This is a genomic window from Hafnia sp. (assembly GCF_036648275.1).
Taxonomy (GTDB): Bacteria; Pseudomonadota; Gammaproteobacteria; order Enterobacterales; family Enterobacteriaceae; genus Hafnia; species Hafnia alvei.
In genome coordinates this window covers 64640-81167 of sequence record NZ_JAVXIQ010000004.1, presented here as the reverse complement: position 1 = coordinate 81167, position 16528 = coordinate 64640, and the positions used below count along the sequence as shown (strand labels likewise).

16 protein-coding genes are annotated in these 16528 nt (G+C 48.3%); 13 read left to right on the top strand and 3 right to left on the bottom strand.

All coding sequences use genetic code 11. The annotated features are described in order from the left end of the window. The 7 genes from RSC70_RS05630 to RSC70_RS05600 form a co-directional block, all read left to right on the top strand. On the top strand, positions 1–228 hold a 228-nt coding region (locus RSC70_RS05630; RefSeq protein ID WP_332541976.1), incomplete at its 5' end, for a hypothetical protein. Between the two features lie 20 nt (positions 229–248). Next, entirely contained in the window at positions 249–998 is a 750-nt protein-coding gene (locus RSC70_RS05625) for a DUF4123 domain-containing protein (RefSeq protein WP_332541974.1), read from the top strand. A 4-nt stretch (positions 999–1002) separates the two neighbouring features. Further along, positions 1003–2145: a hypothetical protein gene (locus RSC70_RS05620; RefSeq protein ID WP_332541973.1), complete on the top strand. Its 1143-nt coding sequence runs from the start codon at positions 1003–1005 to the stop codon at positions 2143–2145. A 67-nt stretch (positions 2146–2212) separates the two neighbouring features. Then, positions 2213–6091 (top strand): RHS repeat-associated core domain-containing protein, encoded by a 3879-nt coding sequence (locus RSC70_RS05615; RefSeq protein ID WP_332541971.1) that lies wholly within the window; start codon positions 2213–2215, stop codon positions 6089–6091. Next, positions 6091–6549, top strand: a complete 459-nt coding sequence (locus tag RSC70_RS05610) for a hypothetical protein (protein ID WP_332541970.1) — start codon at positions 6091–6093, stop codon at positions 6547–6549. The genes RSC70_RS05615 and RSC70_RS05610 overlap by 1 nt, the downstream gene beginning before the upstream one ends. A gap of 339 nt (positions 6550–6888) precedes the next feature. After that, positions 6889–7098 (top strand): hypothetical protein, encoded by a 210-nt coding sequence (locus tag RSC70_RS05605; RefSeq protein WP_332541968.1) that lies wholly within the window; start codon positions 6889–6891, stop codon positions 7096–7098. Next, the gene (locus tag RSC70_RS05600) at positions 7095–7544 is read left to right on the top strand and encodes an NADAR family protein (protein ID WP_332541967.1); all 450 of its coding nucleotides are present in this window, start codon (positions 7095–7097) and stop codon (positions 7542–7544) included. The genes RSC70_RS05605 and RSC70_RS05600 overlap by 4 nt, the downstream gene beginning before the upstream one ends. Before the next feature lie 92 nt (positions 7545–7636). Here the strand turns inward: RSC70_RS05600 and pnuC are convergent, their stop codons facing one another. The 3 genes from pnuC to RSC70_RS05585 are packed head-to-tail and all read right to left on the bottom strand — an operon-like array spanning position 7637 to position 9833. After that, positions 7637–8356, bottom strand: coding sequence for a nicotinamide riboside transporter PnuC (gene pnuC / locus RSC70_RS05595; RefSeq protein WP_332541966.1), 720 nt, complete (start codon positions 8354–8356; stop codon positions 7637–7639). After that, positions 8356–9108, bottom strand: a complete 753-nt coding sequence (locus tag RSC70_RS05590) for a nucleoside phosphorylase (protein ID WP_282807018.1) — start codon at positions 9106–9108, stop codon at positions 8356–8358. The genes pnuC and RSC70_RS05590 overlap by 1 nt, the downstream gene beginning before the upstream one ends. 23 nt (positions 9109–9131) lie before the next feature. Then, on the bottom strand, positions 9132–9833 hold the full coding sequence (locus RSC70_RS05585; protein WP_282814279.1) for a Crp/Fnr family transcriptional regulator: 702 nt from the start codon (positions 9831–9833) through the stop codon (positions 9132–9134). 405 nt (positions 9834–10238) lie between these two features. Between RSC70_RS05585 and RSC70_RS05580 the strand changes: the two genes are divergently transcribed. The 6 genes from RSC70_RS05580 to RSC70_RS05555 all read left to right on the top strand — a co-directional run bounded on the left by RSC70_RS05580 (position 10239) and on the right by RSC70_RS05555 (position 16484). Continuing rightward, positions 10239–11285 carry a 3-deoxy-7-phosphoheptulonate synthase gene (locus tag RSC70_RS05580; RefSeq protein ID WP_282814280.1) on the top strand — a complete coding sequence of 349 codons (1047 nt, stop codon included), beginning with the start codon at positions 10239–10241 and terminating at the stop codon, positions 11283–11285. Between the two features lie 177 nt (positions 11286–11462). Then, on the top strand, positions 11463–12800 hold the full coding sequence (hutW, locus tag RSC70_RS05575) for a heme anaerobic degradation radical SAM methyltransferase ChuW/HutW (RefSeq protein WP_332541963.1): 1338 nt from the start codon (positions 11463–11465) through the stop codon (positions 12798–12800). After that, positions 12797–13321: a heme utilization cystosolic carrier protein HutX gene (hutX, locus tag RSC70_RS05570; RefSeq protein ID WP_332541962.1), complete on the top strand. Its 525-nt coding sequence runs from the start codon at positions 12797–12799 to the stop codon at positions 13319–13321. Before hutW ends, hutX begins: the two co-directional genes overlap by 4 nt. Next, on the top strand, positions 13318–13935 hold the full coding sequence (locus RSC70_RS05565) for an SDR family oxidoreductase (protein ID WP_332541961.1): 618 nt from the start codon (positions 13318–13320) through the stop codon (positions 13933–13935). The genes hutX and RSC70_RS05565 overlap by 4 nt, the downstream gene beginning before the upstream one ends. Before the next feature lie 113 nt (positions 13936–14048). Further along, a complete protein-coding gene (gene hemP, locus RSC70_RS05560) occupies positions 14049–14252 on the top strand; it encodes a hemin uptake protein HemP (RefSeq protein WP_025801288.1) in 204 nt (67 codons plus the stop codon). Positions 14253–14366: 114 nt separating this feature from the next. Then, a complete protein-coding gene (locus RSC70_RS05555) occupies positions 14367–16484 on the top strand; it encodes a TonB-dependent hemoglobin/transferrin/lactoferrin family receptor (protein WP_052439890.1) in 2118 nt (705 codons plus the stop codon). The last annotated feature ends 44 nt before the right edge of the window (positions 16485–16528 follow it).

Here is a 16528-nt window from a genome sequence, read left to right as displayed (position 1 = left end):
GTGGAACTGGTGGAACTGGTGGAACTGGTGGAACTGGTGGAACTGGTGGAACTGGTGGAACTGGCGGAACTGGCGGAACTGGTGGAACCGGCGGAACCGGCACCGACAAGCATAACTCCGGCCCTGATGGCTGCTTTGGAAGCTCTGGCAACTCTGGTGCCGGTGGTGGTTCTAGTGGCGGATTTGGTAATTCGGGTAATAAACCACCGTCTATTGACGATATGCTAAAACCAGGAGGCTGCTGGTAAATGAATACCGATCGTTCATCCGAAAAAGACGTGGTTAGTGTTCCGCATTGGATAAAAAATACCGAAGCCAGCGGCGCTCGGCTCTATGCCATTTTAGCCAGCACCAATGGTGGCGCGGCTCTCAAGGCCTATTACGCGCTGGATGGGAAACACACCCCACAGGGCCTTTATGCCGACACGCCTTATGCTAACTGGTATCCAGTTATGCCAATGCTGGTTGAGCTATCACCCTACAGCCCCTTTTTAACCTGGGTAGAAGAGCATGCCACGCCTGCATGGGGTTGGCTCGCACGCTCTCCGCTTCCCGAGTCTGTGATCACCCAACATCTTGCGGGGTTAACACAGGTGTTCATGCCCAATGGGCAAGCTGTGTTTTTCCGCTACTGGGACGGCCGCTATTTTAAGCAGCATCTCGAATTCATCGGTGATAAATGGCATACCGTTCTCTCCGCATTCTCAGACTACTGGGTGGATGGAAAGACTTTCACCTGCTCAATCGACAGTGACGCCGGTATTCCCACTTCTCCGTGGTGGCATATTCCGCCAGAACTGATCGAAAAAATGGCCGCCAAAAATCCCGAACCACAGGTCAATAATCTTCTACAAATGCTGGGCGAAGAGCATCCCATGATTTATGCACGCTGGGCAGAACCAGTGCTGCGCCAACGTTTGAATCAACTGCTCACGCCAGAACGTCGCCAACGTGCTGATTTTATTCAACGTATCATCACTGAACTAGAAAAGGGATAAAACGATGTCAGATGATTTTGAGGCATCCTGTGATGTATACCCATGGAAGTCCATGGCAGCCTGCAAAATGTACAGGCCTGATCCGGCTAAAATAATCGCCGATGCTGAGACTAACTATCTCAAGGTTATGACTGATATGGGCAGAACGGTTCAAAGCTATATCGCCAATAACAAAGATCGTTTCTGGGGCAGCCTGCTGAATATGGATCAGCAGGTTAAGTCTGGTGACATGACGTTAGCCACTGGCAGCGTAGACAACAAAGGCCTACCGCTCTTTACGCAATGCTCTAAGGACGTGGAAAAAACCATTACCCTCACGCATGCATTCGAGTCGGTCAAATTTATCCCTATTCCTAACTCGCCCTTCAAGCTTTTCAAACATAAAGGAATTTACAACGAGAATGACACGATTACGCCCTATCGGCTTCGCGGCTCCTTGATTCAAGATATATCCACCACGGGTTTTACCGACTGGCACAATGCCAATCTGCAGGGCGGAGACGTCATCAGCTCTGGTCAATTTGACGAGCAAGGCAAAGCAACCGTCACCATTCCAGCCTGCGAAGCAGGCTATTACTACGTTTTAGCCGTATCCCCTGACATCCCGGATAGCCTACGAAGCTCACTGGTCACTGCCTATCAGGGCTTTGTTGATAAATGCATTACATGGCTAACAACGCAGTGGACAACCTCATTGCAAGCTGAATGGGCCAAATTTGCCAAAAATGACGGGAAAATTGATAGCGTTGAAGTGATGAGTCACGTCATCACAGGCATCTTCGGTCAGCTAAAAACCCTGTACGACACGTTGAAAAAGGTCTGGAGCTGGGTGAGTGAGTGTAATCTCACCGAGCTTGGAAAATATTTCTCCGCTGAGGGTCTTGAACAGTTCAAGGCTAAATTTGAAGCCGGTGGTAAAGAGATTGCCGATACGCTCACGCTGCTAAGTGACGAAATTATGCTCTATATCCTCGTAAACACCCTCTATTGCTATATCTCACTGTTAACACCACAGCAAATCACCAATGCGCTTGGCGAAGCCTTTGGCCAAATGCTGGTGATGAGTGCGTTGTATTTGGCCCTGCCCGGTGGATTAGCCACCCAGCTATTGGATGTGCTCGATACCGCTAGCGGCGTCATCGCTTAGCGCCAGCACTCTCAGATAATTACGCCAATGTTTACAATTAAAACTAAGTGATAAGAAGGAACGTCTCGTGGCAAAAGGAATTGGTGCCGGCAGCAAGGTAATGAGTGACGTCAAAGACCTGCTGAAGGTAATGAAACAAGCCGTCGAAGAAAGCAAACATCTCGATGAGATAAAAAAACTCAGTGCTGCGAGTCACTTAAAAGCGACCGGGCACAGCGTGCAAAGCCCTGAACGCCTGAACAATGTGTCACTTAATCGTGATTACGCCAGCACGCATCAAATCGAGATCGAGGAAAAAGTCCCGCTCGGCGGTGACGGTGGTATCGGACCTGATGGCCATCGCTCACAGGGTAGCGGAGATACCGCCACCGACGGCGATCCGGTTTCCATGATGAGCGGCGAAGAGTTATTGACGCTCGCCGACGGTACACTTCCAGGCTGGTTGCCCTTTACCTGGAAGCGTTGCTATCGCAGCAGTGCGGCAAACAGCGCCCATGATTTAGGCTTTGGCTGGCGTCATAGCCTCTCTCATTCACTCACCTTTGAAGGTGAAAAAGTCATTTGGCACGACGATGAGCATCGTACCACCACTTTCCCATTGCCTCATCCTGATGCCCCGTTAGTCGTCAACGTTGCCGGCGCGGCTAATCTTTCCATCGCCAGATTGAATGGCAATATCATCGCCAATGGCTACACCCTAACCTTCGCTAACGGGCAAGGGCAGTATCAGTTTTATCGCGAAGGCGACCACGCCAAACTTATCGGCATCAGCGATGCCTATGGCAACACGTTAACCCTGTTCTACGATAAACAGAATCGACTGATTTCACTGTCTGATACCGCGCAAGCACGCCTTAGCTTCGAATATTCATCCTCAACGGCAGCGCAGATCACCGCCGTGCATTTGCAGCAAAAGGATAGGCTCCAGCAAGTCTGGAACACATTCCGCACCTTGATGCGCTATGAGTACAATTCCACTGGCGAGCTCATTGCGGCCACTAATGCCTTAGGCGAACGCGAACACTATTGCTATCGTGACGATCATGTCATCACCCAGCGCCGGCTAGCAGGTGGCGCTGAGTTTAATTGGGAATGGGCGCAGGTAGATGACCATCTGCGTTGCATACGCCAGTTTGGTAATTTTGGTCAACTCAACAACCGCTACCGTTGGAGTCCCGAGCAACAGCAGGTCACCGTGACGCGCATGGACGGTAGCCAGCAGGTATACCAGCATAATGACGGCGCTCGTCTGATATACAGCAAAAGCGCAGCGGGTATTGAGCAGCGCTGGCAATACAATGGCACTGGGTTGTGCGTCGGTTACACCGATGGATTGGGTCAGGTCACGCGCTACTTCTACAACGATAACGGCCAACTTGTTACCAAAGCTGAACCCGGCCAAGTCATGACCCAATACCGCTGGCTAGCGGGTCATTTGTTCGAAGAGAGACGCGGTGCACCTCCGCATCAGCAGGTATGGCGTTGTGAGCGCAACCCGCAAGGTGACGTGCTGAAAGCCACCGACCCTAGCGGTCTAACCACAACCTTTACCTATTACTCGCAGGGCAAAGTGGCCACCGTCACTGAACCTGACGGACAAACTCAGCAATACAGCTATGACGCACTGGGCCGTATGGTGGCTGAATCTCATTCGGGCAGCCAACGTGCATACACCTACTCTGGCCTCAATAGCCATCCTGAAACGATCCGTAGCGATGTAGGCGCAGTCAACTGCTATCAATACGATGCGCTAGGCAGAATGGTGTTCTGCCAGCAGGACGATGAAAAACCGCAGCGCTATGAATATAACGCCTATGGCAAAGTCACTCGCTTTATCGATGAGCAAGGCCATGAAACGCGTTATGAATATGCCGCTCCGCTGCACCTACTCACCCGCAAAATCCTACCGAATGGCGATACCCTCGCCTATCGTTACGACAACGTGCATTTGCAGGTCAGTGAGATCACCAATGCCAAAGGCGAGCATTATCAGTTGCGCTACGATGCCGACGGTAGGCTATGCGAAGAAATTGGCTTTGATAACCTTAAAACTACCTATCAGCACGATGCCAACGGCCATCTGATTGAAAAACAAGAGTTCGGCAATCAGCATAATGAACCGCCATTTATCACCGCCTACCAGCGCGATCCAAAAGGGAGATTGTTGCTCAAAACCCTGCCCGATGGGCATACGGTCACTTACCAGTACAACCCACAAGGCCAGTTAGTTAGCGTAGAAGAAGGCGCTACGCTGCTTTATTACGAATATAACACCGTTGGCCGACTCAGCGCCGAGCACCAAAATGGTCATACACAGCGCTATCGTTATGATGAATGCGGCAGGCTGGTTGGCACCCAGTTGCCCGATTTTCAGTGGCTGGAATATCACTATCAGAACCAACACCTGGCGGAGATCACGCTCAATCAGCAACCGTTGGCGAATTTCCGTTATAACCCGCAGCAGCGCCTGAATGAATACCACCAAGGCAACGGTTTGGTCAACCGCTATGGCTACAGCCCGCGCGGGCAGCGTAATCTGCATAAAATCTACCGCAGCGAACAGCCTAACGTCGCCCTTTGGGAACAGCGTTATCGCTACGCTTCGCAGGGCAATCTGCAAGAAACGGCGGGAAACGAAGCACGACACTACCAGTATGACTCGCTAAGCCGGCTCAGCGCGGTTGACGCCCCCAATGGCGAGCCTGACGGCTACAACTCAGAAACGTTCCGCTGGGATGCAGCAGGAAACCCCGTGTATGGCGCGTTTCGCACCGATGCGCAAAATGTGGCGCCGGGCAACCGCTTGGCTCACTACAGCGGAAAACGTTTCGAGTATGACCGGTTTGGTAATCTCATCAGCGAAAGCGTGGAAAAACACGCGGGGCTGTTGCTGGTTAAGCACTTTAACTACGACTGCCAGCATCGATTAATCAAAGCCGAGATGCCCGATGGCAAAGTCGCCCGCTATACCTATGACGCGTTCAATCGGCGCCTAAGTAAAACCGTTAACAACATCACCACCCTGTTCATCTGGCGCGGCCATCGATTAGCCACGCAAATGGAAGGCGACCGCGAAAACTACCACAACTATATTTATCGCCCCAACAGCTTCGAACCGTTGGCGATGACCCGTCATCACAGCTTCGAATACGACTATTATCAAGAGCACCGCCACACCGACCGTAGCCTACCAGTTAGACAAAAGCCGGAAATATACTGGTATCAAAACGATCACCTCGGCACACCGCACTGCTTGACCGACGCCCACGGGCAAGCGGTGTGGAAAAGCAGCTACCTCGCCTTCGGCAGCATAAAAACCGAGGCTAACAACGGCGCCGGCATTGACAATCCCCTACGCTTTGCCGGACAGTATCACGACAGGGAAACTGGGCTCTTTTACAATCTAAACCGCTATTACGACCCAACCATGAAGCGGTATTTGACGCAGGATCCGCTGAAGTTGGCGGCTGGGTTGAATTTTTATTTGTATGTAGCGGCTAATCCAATTAGCTCCATTGATCCATTAGGCCTATTTGAGCAAAACTCAACTGGTTCAGAGAATAGAACAGCCCAAAATGGCGAACCAGATATCCCTGATGTATATATACCTAAAGATGCAGATGGAAATCCAATCCCTTTAGATAAACACCGCGTTAACGGTCAAGATATTCCTTTACCTCACCCAGATGCAGAAGGAAGATCACATACAGTGTTAGGTGGGAAAACAAGTTCTAAAGATGGTACCATTTATAGGCAAAGCGCCGAGTTTCCAGAAAATACATGGCCATCTGCAGATGGTAAACCTGTTCCGTGGAGCGAAGTACATTGGGGCGATCATGGTACTCCTCATCATCATGTTAATCCTCATCAGCATATTTTTCAGTATGTTAGTGATAAATGGATGAGACTTAGTGCAACACGATTTCCAATCGGAGGTAAAAAGTAATGGAATTTATGTTTATTTTTGTTTTACAAAAAGATATCTTTTTGCAACTCACAGACATTGAAGAAATTCAAATAGAATGGGCTGGGGAATTTTTCAGTAAAGAACCGAAAGAATACTTATGGAAAGGTGTCAGGTTTAGCATTGGGGATGCGCCGAAATATATCAATTCCATTTTCCCCAAGCAATATAAAGAATGTGAATATGTATGTTTGTATCCAGAGTTTGATAAGCATATTTTTATTGAAGGCAATTATAAAATTAGAATATTACAAAGAATTTTATCCAGCGAAATATCCACGTTAGATGACTGGGCGATAATACTTGATGTAATAGATGAGAAAATCACGCCATACATTTGTTATAAAAATGATAATCTCCTCCAATTATTTGATAGTGCAATTAAAAAAAACTTATCAACCTCAGATAACATATCAGGGTTTATTATATATAAGTGCTAATATCTCAATTATCTTTAGCTGATCGATTTTGATTAAAAACACACAAGAGAATCAAAGTAAATACATGTAGTATTATGAATGATTAAAGGTGCTATGAATTCTATAAAAACTAACAAGCAGTATTAGCAGATAGACTGGCATGTCATTGTTTCATTTCCATCAAGAAGTAACCATACATCTAAGTATTCCAAACACTGCAATTATAGGTAAGTAAATGAATGCTCAAACTGAATTACTACATTTGCTAAAACAGCAAACTACTGATTCTGTATATCCTTTAATTTTGGAAAAAAAATTGATGAAACTGCTTTTGAAAAATTAACTCTGTTCTTGGAGGACATGACGATTACGTTGAAAAATGAGGATTTTATTTTTAAGACATTACTAAGAGAAATTTTATTAGCATCTAATGCTATAAAAACTGAAAATGAAGAAATGAATAGTGACTATCTTAATGAGATTGTAAAAAAAATAGACAAGTGTATGTTTCTTATTATCGCAGGAAAATCTATCAACGATAGAAAACCTGGAGTTCCAAGAATTATATGAGTCTGATAAAATTTTATCGTAACAATGATAGCTACGGCTATCTTTCTAATTTTTCTCCTTATGGATTTACATTAAGTGATCATTTTTGGCCAACGGTAGAACATTATTTTCAGGCAGCTAAATTCTTAGATCAAACGGTGAGGCTATCTATTCTACAAACACAATCTCCTATGGAGGTAGCGAAAATCGGACGAGATAGGAGAAATAAGCTTCGTGATGACTGGGAAAGTATCAAAGATGATGTCATGCGTGTTGCTGTTTTTAACAAATTCAGTCAAAACAAAGAAATAGGAAAACTATTGTTAGCGACAAATGATGCTCATTTAGTAGAACATACATCAAACGACGCTTACTGGGCTGACGGAGGTGACGGTTCAGGAAAAAACATGCTTGGGCTAATTTTAATGGACACAAGAGAACTACTTAAAATACAATTGATAAAATAAAAACAGATATACATTATATAGAAAACAAAAAAGGCCCTATTACCATAGAGCCTTTTCACTAAGATTAACTTTAGTTAATTCAATTAAGTCGCCTACGAGCTCAATGGCGCAGAGCCATGTGCTTTGGCGCTCTTAATCCAAGCCACTGACCCCATGATGGCAATAGCAGTCAGTAAAATGTATTCCAGCGACATCGCGTAGACGCCTTGGATGGCGTAAATCACCACGCTAATCACGTCGATGAGCACCCACAGCAACCAGTTCTCAACGTATTTCCGCGTCATCAATACCATTGCAGCAATAGAGAGGATCAGCATCGCGGAATCCCAAAGCGGGAATGCATCCGGCTGAAGCTCTGGCATCACAACGGAAAGACCTAAGAATTGCATCACGCTTATTGCAATACGCGTCAGTACCGCAAATACCGGATCGATAAAGAATGTCATCAATGCAATAGCTACGATGCATACTAACGCCAGCATTATGGCTTTATTGCGTGGAAGCCAGCGTATTTTTAATGCGGCTTCATTAGCTTCGTTCTGACGGCTCCATGCGTACCAGCCATAGAGATTGGCGGCAAAGAAGAAAACCTGAAGTAATAAGCTTGCGTATAGCTGAATTTGGAAAAAAATTGCGGCAAATAACGTAACGTTAATTAACCCAAATAAATAGTTAATAATTTTTTCTTTACTAGCAAACCAGATGCATAGCAAACCAAATATGGTACCGATGGCTTCAATCCATGAGAGCGCGTAGCCACCCTCGCCCAGCGGGATATTAACCATCACATTTGTGATACTAAAAAAATCCATTATTGCCTCCCTTCGAGACTATCTTGATACACAGTTTCTAACGCAAGAAGGATCTCGCGAGATTCACCTTGCTGTGCTGATTTTTCTTGTTGCTGGTAGTCATTAATCCCTTCAGTAAGGCAGGCATTATGCTCGACAACCACATTCAGGATCGATGCCGTTCGCATATGGCGTAGCGCGCCAACAACCATAAGCGCAGCGGTTTCCATATCAGCGGCTAAGATACCTTTATTTGACCAATAATGGTCTATTTCCTGCTCATGATCGGTATAAAAACTATCATGGCTACGAACATAGCCGCAGTGGGCTGTGTATTCCAACCGCTTGGCCTGCTGAACCAACGTATTAACCAAGCTAACATCTGCGCAAGCGGGATACGCGGCTTTAACATAGGCATCACTGGTGCCTTCATCGCGCACCGCCGCGTGAGCGATAACTAAATCACCCAGACGCATATGGTCTTGCATCGCGCCACAGCTTCCGATACGAATTAAATTTGTCACACCGATTTGGTTGAGTTCCTCAGCGGCAATCGCCGTCGAAGGCCCGCCCATACCGGTTGACATCACCAACACTTCCACTCCACGAAACCATCCACGCAACGCGCGGTATTCTCGATGGCAGCCCAACTCCTCGACATTCTCTAAAAATTGCGCTGCGTGTTCTACGCGCTTTGGATCGCCAGGCAATAATGCATAACGCGCCTGCGTCATACTTTGGCTTAACTGAATATGGGGTTGCCGCTGAGTCATAATATATCCCTATGAGTCACTCGTTATTGTTCTGACTGTTTTAGTAAGCGTTGAGGATCGATAACCTGAAGTTGCTCACCGTTAATCGCAATAATATTTTTCTCGCGGAGTTCAAACAAAATGCGGTTGATGCTGCGTGGTGCAACCGCAAATTGTTCGCTCAGCTGTTGTTTATTAAATAGCATCCATTTGCTGCTATCGGATCCCTGGTGTTGGAACCGTTGTAGTAAATCTAAACAAATACGTTGATGTAACGAATAAAGCGTATCCTCGCCGGCCTTTTTAGACAGCTGATAGTACTGGCGACTAAATAACTGCAAGATTTTTTGATTAAAATAGTTATCTAACGTCAGCCAGCAACAAAACGCCTCTCGAGTTAACGTTAGCAAAGTCACATTGCCTATCGCTTCTACAGAACAGATATAAGGACGTTGCTCAAATATTTCTAATTCGCCCAACATATCGCCTTTGTTATACCGAGCCTGTGAATATTTGCGGCCATCATCAGCGGTGGTAAATACATCCACCTCGCCCTGTACGATTAGATGAAACTCTCCACAAATATCTCCTTGCCGACAAACTAACTCACCCGCAGAAAATTGGCTTAATTGCCAGCAGCGCAAAATTTCCAGAGGACAATACTTCAGCAACGAGTAAAGCGTTTTGTCGCTTGTCACCAACTCAATAACGCTCAACCACTGATTGTTTTTATTCTCGGTTTTCATGGTGATAACTATATTTCCTCTCATTGACTAAAGACAGGACACATGTCCTGAAGCCGGTACTCATTGCAGCGCAAACTGCCAACAACCTCTAATAATAGAATACCTTGTTGGACATTTATCCTCGGCGCGTTGAAGTTCATGCTGGTGACGAATGAAACGCTTTTATCGTGGTCGTAATCCGCAAAGAAGTCATACTTTCAGCAGAACATTACGGCGTGTTTTTGTCGATAAAATAGACACTCAGACATGATGCACATCACCATGTACACATGTACTAGTAAAAAAGTACGTTATTTGTACATAAAACGAACAACACACTCTTGATTTGTCCGTCAATTGCTTTATTGTGATCGTCATCACTTCCCGGTACTCCTGCCGTAGCGAAGAACAGATTTAGAGATGGTTATGCATAAGACCGATGAATTGCGAACCGCGCGCATCGACACCCTTGTTACGCCTGAAGAACTGGCGCAACAACTGCCTGTTGGATCGACGGTTGCAGAAAACGTGACGGCGTCACGTAAGCGAATCGAAAGAATTCTGAGTGGTGATGATAAACGCCTGCTGGTTATCGTTGGTCCCTGCTCTATCCATGATACTGATGCTGCCGTTGACTATGCTCAGCGCTTAGCCACCATGCGTGACAAATACCAAAATCGCTTGGAAATTGTCATGCGCACCTACTTTGAAAAACCGCGCACCGTTATTGGTTGGAAAGGACTGATCTCCGATCCCGATCTCAACGGTTCATATCGGGTTAACCACGGTATCCGCTTAGCGCGCCAACTTTTGTTGAAAGTGAACGAACTGGGCGTGCCAACGGCAACCGAGTTTTTAGATATGGTGACCGGTCAATATATCGCCGACCTGATCAGTTGGGGTGCTATCGGGGCACGCACCACGGAAAGCCAAATTCATCGTGAAATGGCGTCTGCACTTTCCTGCCCAGTAGGCTTTAAAAATGGCACCGATGGCAATACGCGCATCGCAATTGACGCCATTCGTGCTGCACGCTCTAGCCACATGTTCTTATCACCCGATAAGCATGGTCAGATGACGATATACCAAACCAGCGGTAATCCTTACGGTCATATCATCATGCGCGGGGGTAAAACGCCAAACTATCATGCCGACGATATCGCCAGCGCCTGCGACAGCCTGCGTGAGTTTGATTTGCCTGAGCATCTGGTTATCGACTTCAGCCACGGCAATTGCCAGAAAATGCATCGGCGCCAGCTTGATGTTGCGGCCAATGTTGGGCAACAAATACGTGATGGTTCCAATGCAATTGTGGGGATCATGGCCGAAAGCTTCTTGGTTGAAGGCACACAGAAAAACATTCCGGGACAAGCGTTGACCTACGGCCAATCTATTACCGATCCGTGCCTAAGCTGGAAGGATACCGAAACCCTGCTTGAGCTACTTGCCGATGCGGTAAGCGCACGATTGTAGTCTCATACCGATATAAAAAGCCGACCTTCGAGTCGGCTTATTTTTAGCCATTTATTTGTATTAATTATCATTTCGTTTTGATTCAGATCATCCAATCGTAATTTCCTTGTTGATTAAATGATTATGATTATCATTTAATGTTGGCCTTTATCAAAAAGTCACCAAGGAAATTTGCGCATGAATTTGGATCTAGCGCCCTATTTCGCCGCGGAAGAAGGCATCCCTTTCCGTGACCGATGGGCAACTATGCCGTGGCGAAACCAAAAGCCAGTCGCCCCAGAAAGCGTTGACCAACACTGGCAAAGCATTCTTAACAGTCGCGTTAGCGGAAACAAGCGTCTGCTCTATCTACACATCCCTTTTTGCGCTACGCACTGCAAATTCTGCGGTTTTTATCAAAACAAACTGGAAGCAGAAGCAACCGAAGAGTACTGCGACTACTTAGTGCGCGAGATCGAGATGGAGGCATCCAGCCCGCTGCATCAATCATCGCCAATTCACGCCGTTTATTTTGGCGGTGGCACACCGACCGCGCTGTCCGCCGTTCAACTGCATCGAATTATCAGCGCGTTAAAACGCCTGCTGCCGCTAGCGCCAGACTGCGAAATTACGGTTGAAGGCCGCATTCTTAATTTTGACGATGAGCGCGTCGATGCGTGCCTAGAAGCGGGTGCTAACCGTTTCTCAATCGGCATTCAAACCTTTAATACGCGCATCCGTCAGCGTATGGGCCGTCGCGCAACCCGCGAAGAGGCCGTTGCTTTCATGCGTCAGTTGGCCGAGCGCGATCGTGCTGCCGTGGTATGCGATTTGATGTTTGGTTTACCCGACCAAACCATGCAGGATTGGCAAACCGACCTTGATATCGTCAGCGATTTGCCTTTAGACGGCGTCGATCTCTACGCCCTCAATCTTTTACCATCTACTCCGCTCGGCAAAGCCGTCGAGAACAAACGCGTCACCCTACCCGATGTTACCCAGCGCAGGGATTTTTATCTGACAGGCGAAGCATTCTTAGCCGACGAAGGCTGGCGCCAGCTCAGCAATAGTCATTGGGCTCGCACCACGCGTGAACGTAATCTGTATAACCTGCTGATCAAACAAGGTGCAGACTGCCTAGCCTTTGGTAGCTGCGCAGGCGGTAACTTAAACGGCCAGTCATACATGATGGAACGTAGCCTTGAGCGCTATTACCAAAAATTGGATGAAGGTCGCAAACCGATCATGATGATGACCTCGCGTAGCGATCAGTATCGCTGGCGGCTCACCTTGCAGGGCGGTATCGAAGTGGGATATTTCGATCTGGCGCGCGTTCTTGCCAACCCTTCTCCGCTGGAGCCGTTGTTGCAACAGTGGCAAACATGCGGGCTGATGACCGTCAACGGTTCTCGTTTTCGCCTCACACCGGCTGGCCGTTTTTGGGCGAGCAATATCATGCAGGCGCTACAAACGCTCGTTCCACAACTACTAGAAACACAGCTAACTCAACCTATTCAACTGGAGCCAACACCATGAGCCATACTTCTTCCGCACAGCAGCACGACCTGATCGCTTTTCTGAGCACTAATCCAGACGGAACGGTCGAAGATATCGCCAAGCGCTATGACGTAACGCCTCTGGACGTTATCCGCTTAATTCCCACCGCGCAGGTTTTTGATGGCGCACAGTTTGATACGGTTTGGGATGATATTACCCAGTGGGGCGATGTCACTACGCTGGTGAATAACGAAGATCTGATCCTTGAATTCCAAGGTGAATTACCAAGCGGAACGCACCGCCACGGCTTCTTTAACCTGCGCGGTAAAAAAGGCCTGAGCGGCCATATTCGCGCCACCCACTGCGTGCAAATCGCACTGGTAGAACGCCAGTTTATGGGCATGGATACGGCTTCCGTTTGGTTCATTAATGCCGCGGGTCGCGCCATGATGAAAATTTTTGTCGGCCGTGATAGCCATCGCGTACTGCTCGCCGAGCAGTTAGCCGCTTTCCGCGCTTTACCGAGCAAAATGGCCGCTAAACAGGAGACTACCGCATGACATCTTGGTTAATTTTTGGTGCTGGTAGCGGCGTTGGAGCAGAATTAGTCACCTTGGGCCTGCGAGAGCAGCGCCCGCTTTTTGCACTGGTGAGAAATCCTGAGCAAGCGCAGGCATTACGCGACAAAGGCGTACAGGTTATTGAAGGCGATGCCCTCAATGCGGAAAAGGTCGAACAGGTTTGTCGTTTAGCCGGGGAACATGCCCGCATCGTTTCAACTCTTGGTGGCCGTGAAGGTGATTATCAAGGTAATCGCCTCATCATCGACACCGCTGAACATTGCGGCCTCACGCATATGATCTTAGTCACCTCTATCGGCTGTGGTGACAGCTGGCCGACGCTGTCAGAACGCGCGAAGAAAGCCTTTGGCCAAGCCGTGCGCGAGAAATCGCTGGCTGAAAGCTGGCTGCAAACCAGCCAACTTCGTTACTGTATTTTACGCCCAGGTGGACTTTTCAACGGTGACTCAACCGGAAATGCGCAGTGTATTCAAGGCGAAGCCCACGGTTTAATTCGCCGTGCAGATGTGGCATTAATGATTCAAAAATTCATCGATGACGAAATTTCATACGGGAAAACCTTCGCGCTGGTTGACCCGATGCTCAAACCGTAAAAAGGTTCACATTTTTTGAAAAATTATCTTGCCGTGCCATGCACATTTCATGATAATGATTCTCATTGTGATAACAATTAACATTCACTTACTTTTCGTAAGAAAGAGCGCACATGGAAAAGCCGAATATTGATCCTCAATCTGTTGACCTGTTGAGTTTATCGACCCACCAAAGCCCCACGTTTTTTACCTCGGCTGCGGCAGTGATCGATAGCCACACACTCCTAGGTGATGAAGGAAAAGTCATTATTCAGCATCAAGGAGAACAGTACCAACTGCGCCAAACAAAATCAGGCAAGCTGATCCTGACCAAATAATCAGTACATCTTTCATTTTAATTTAAACATTAACTTTGCCAGCCACCCAGCCTCTCGAGGCAAGGCAGCCAGCAACCCTGATGCTATGTTTTCGTACATACGGAGTGTTGCCCCATGTCTTGTTCCACCCGCGCCAGGCTGGCTCGTTCAACCTTTAGCCCTTCTCGCTTAAGCATTGCCGTTGCTTGCGCCCTACCGCTCTTTGCGCATGCTGAAGCCTTGGTTGATACAACTTCAGGATCGACATCGCAAGAAATTGCCTACACGGGAAATACCCCAGCCGGTGGCAAAGACAGCAAACAGCAAAACACGATGACCGTCACCGCCACGGGTAACGAACGCGATAGCTTCGAAGCACCTATGATGGTATCCGTTCTCGAAAACAACGATCCTGAAACCCTGACCGCCAGCTCGGCACCCGACATGCTGCGCCATATTCCTGGCGTGACGATTTCCGGTGGTAGCCGTGCAAACGGACAAGACATCAGCATGCGCGGCTACGATCGCCGTGGCGTTTTGGTTCTGGTCGATGGCGTACGCCAAGGCACTGACACGGGCCACTTGAACGGGACGTTCCTGGATCCCGCATTGATCAAACGCGTTGAAGTGGTTCGTGGCCCTGGCGCAATGCTGTATGGCAGCGGCGCATTGGGCGGCGTGATCTCTTATGAAACCGTCGATGCCGCAGACCTACTGATGCCGGGCAAAAACACCGGTTACCGCGTGTTTGGCACCGCTGGCACACAGGATCATAGCTTAGGCATGGGCGCCAGCGCCTACGGTAAAACCGATGACTTAGACGGCATCATCTCATTTAGCACCCGCGATCGCGGTAATCTGCGCATGAGCAACGGTTTTGATTCTCCTAACGATGAAACCATCAGCAACGTGCTGACCAAAGGCACGTGGACCATCGATGAAAACCAATCATTGTCTGGCGATCTGCGTTACTACAACAACGCCGCACGCGAGCCTAAAAACCCGCAGACTGAAGACGCGGGCACCGGTAACGTGATGACCGACCGCTCCACCATTCAGCGTGATGCGCAGGCGAGCTACAGCTTAAAACCAGTTGGACAAGATTGGCTTGATGCTAAGCTGACCGGCTATACCTCTGAAGTCAAAATCAACGCCAGCCCAACCGGCACGTCTTATGAAAAACGTAAGCAAACTACCAACGGTGCAAAATTAGAAAACCGCAGCCGTTTATTTGCTGACAGCTTTGCGTCTCACCTGCTGACTTACGGCACCGAAGCGTACAAGCAAAAACAAACCCCAGGCGGCGCGACCACCGGTTTCCCACAGGCTGACATCAAATTTGCATCTGGCTGGTTACAGGATGAAATCACCCTGCGCGATCTGCCTGTCGATATCGTTGCCGGTACGCGTTACGACAACTACAAAGGCAGCAGCGACGGCTACGATGACGTCAACGCTGACAAATGGTCATCCCGTGCGGCCATGACCATTAACCCGACTGATTGGCTGATGGTATTTGGTAGCTATGCGCAGGCGTTCCGCGCCCCAACCATGGGCGAGATGTATAACGACTCCTTGCACTTCCAGATGGGCCCAGGCATGGCGAACTACTGGAAGCCAAACCCGAATCTGAAGCCAGAAACTAATGAAACCCAAGAAGTCGGTTTCGGTCTGCGCTTTGATGACGTGCTGATGGCGAATGACTCCCTGAAATTCAAATCCAGCTACTTCGGCACCAAAGCCAAAGACTACATCAAAACGCAAGTCACCATGGATATGGGCTTCGTCAACGGTGGATTTGGTTGTATCGACTGTAGCACCACCTCAACCAACATCGACCGCGCCAAAATCTGGGGTTGGGATGCCGCCTTGGAATATCAAACCGATTGGTTCGGTTGGAATCTGGCCTACAACCGTACTCGCGGTAAAGATCAGAAAACCGGCGAATGGCTCGACAACATCAACCCAGACACCGTCACCAGCCAGCTGAATGTACCTATCAGCAATACTGGTTTCTCAGTGGGCTGGGTCGGCACCTTCGCCGATCGTAACAATCAGGTTAACGCCGGTACGGCACCACAGGCTGGCTATGGCGTGAATGATTTCTACGTTAGCTACAAAGGCAAAGATTCGTTCAACGGTATGACCACCAGCGTCGTGCTGGGCAACGCCTTCGACAAAGAATATTACACATCACAAGGCGTGATTCAGGACGGCATCAACGGCAAGGTGCTGGTTAGCTATCAGTGGTAATGAGCGCATCGCAGCGATAAAAACCTCCCCCAGTTTGGGGGAGG

Excerpts from the sequence above, each read along its gene's own strand:
- RSC70_RS05625 (WP_332541974.1), top strand. The coding sequence starts at position 249 with ATGAATACCGATCGTTCATCCGAAAAAGACGTGGTTAGTGTTCCGCAT.
- RSC70_RS05620 (WP_332541973.1), top strand. The coding sequence starts at position 1,003 with ATGTCAGATGATTTTGAGGCATCCTGTGATGTATACCCATGGAAGTCC.
- RSC70_RS05610 (WP_332541970.1), top strand. The coding sequence starts at position 6,091 with ATGGAATTTATGTTTATTTTTGTTTTACAAAAAGATATCTTTTTGCAA.
- RSC70_RS05605 (WP_332541968.1), top strand. The coding sequence starts at position 6,889 with ATGACGATTACGTTGAAAAATGAGGATTTTATTTTTAAGACATTACTA.
- RSC70_RS05600 (WP_332541967.1), top strand. The coding sequence starts at position 7,095 with ATGAGTCTGATAAAATTTTATCGTAACAATGATAGCTACGGCTATCTT.
- pnuC (WP_332541966.1), bottom strand. The coding sequence starts at position 8,356 with ATGGATTTTTTTAGTATCACAAATGTGATGGTTAATATCCCGCTGGGC.
- RSC70_RS05590 (WP_282807018.1), bottom strand. The coding sequence starts at position 9,108 with ATGACTCAGCGGCAACCCCATATTCAGTTAAGCCAAAGTATGACGCAG.
- RSC70_RS05585 (WP_282814279.1), bottom strand. The coding sequence starts at position 9,833 with ATGAAAACCGAGAATAAAAACAATCAGTGGTTGAGCGTTATTGAGTTG.
- RSC70_RS05580 (WP_282814280.1), top strand. The coding sequence starts at position 10,239 with ATGCATAAGACCGATGAATTGCGAACCGCGCGCATCGACACCCTTGTT.
- hutW (WP_332541963.1), top strand. The coding sequence starts at position 11,463 with ATGAATTTGGATCTAGCGCCCTATTTCGCCGCGGAAGAAGGCATCCCT.
- hutX (WP_332541962.1), top strand. The coding sequence starts at position 12,797 with ATGAGCCATACTTCTTCCGCACAGCAGCACGACCTGATCGCTTTTCTG.
- RSC70_RS05565 (WP_332541961.1), top strand. The coding sequence starts at position 13,318 with ATGACATCTTGGTTAATTTTTGGTGCTGGTAGCGGCGTTGGAGCAGAA.
- hemP (WP_025801288.1), top strand. The coding sequence starts at position 14,049 with ATGGAAAAGCCGAATATTGATCCTCAATCTGTTGACCTGTTGAGTTTA.
- RSC70_RS05555 (WP_052439890.1), top strand. The coding sequence starts at position 14,367 with ATGTCTTGTTCCACCCGCGCCAGGCTGGCTCGTTCAACCTTTAGCCCT.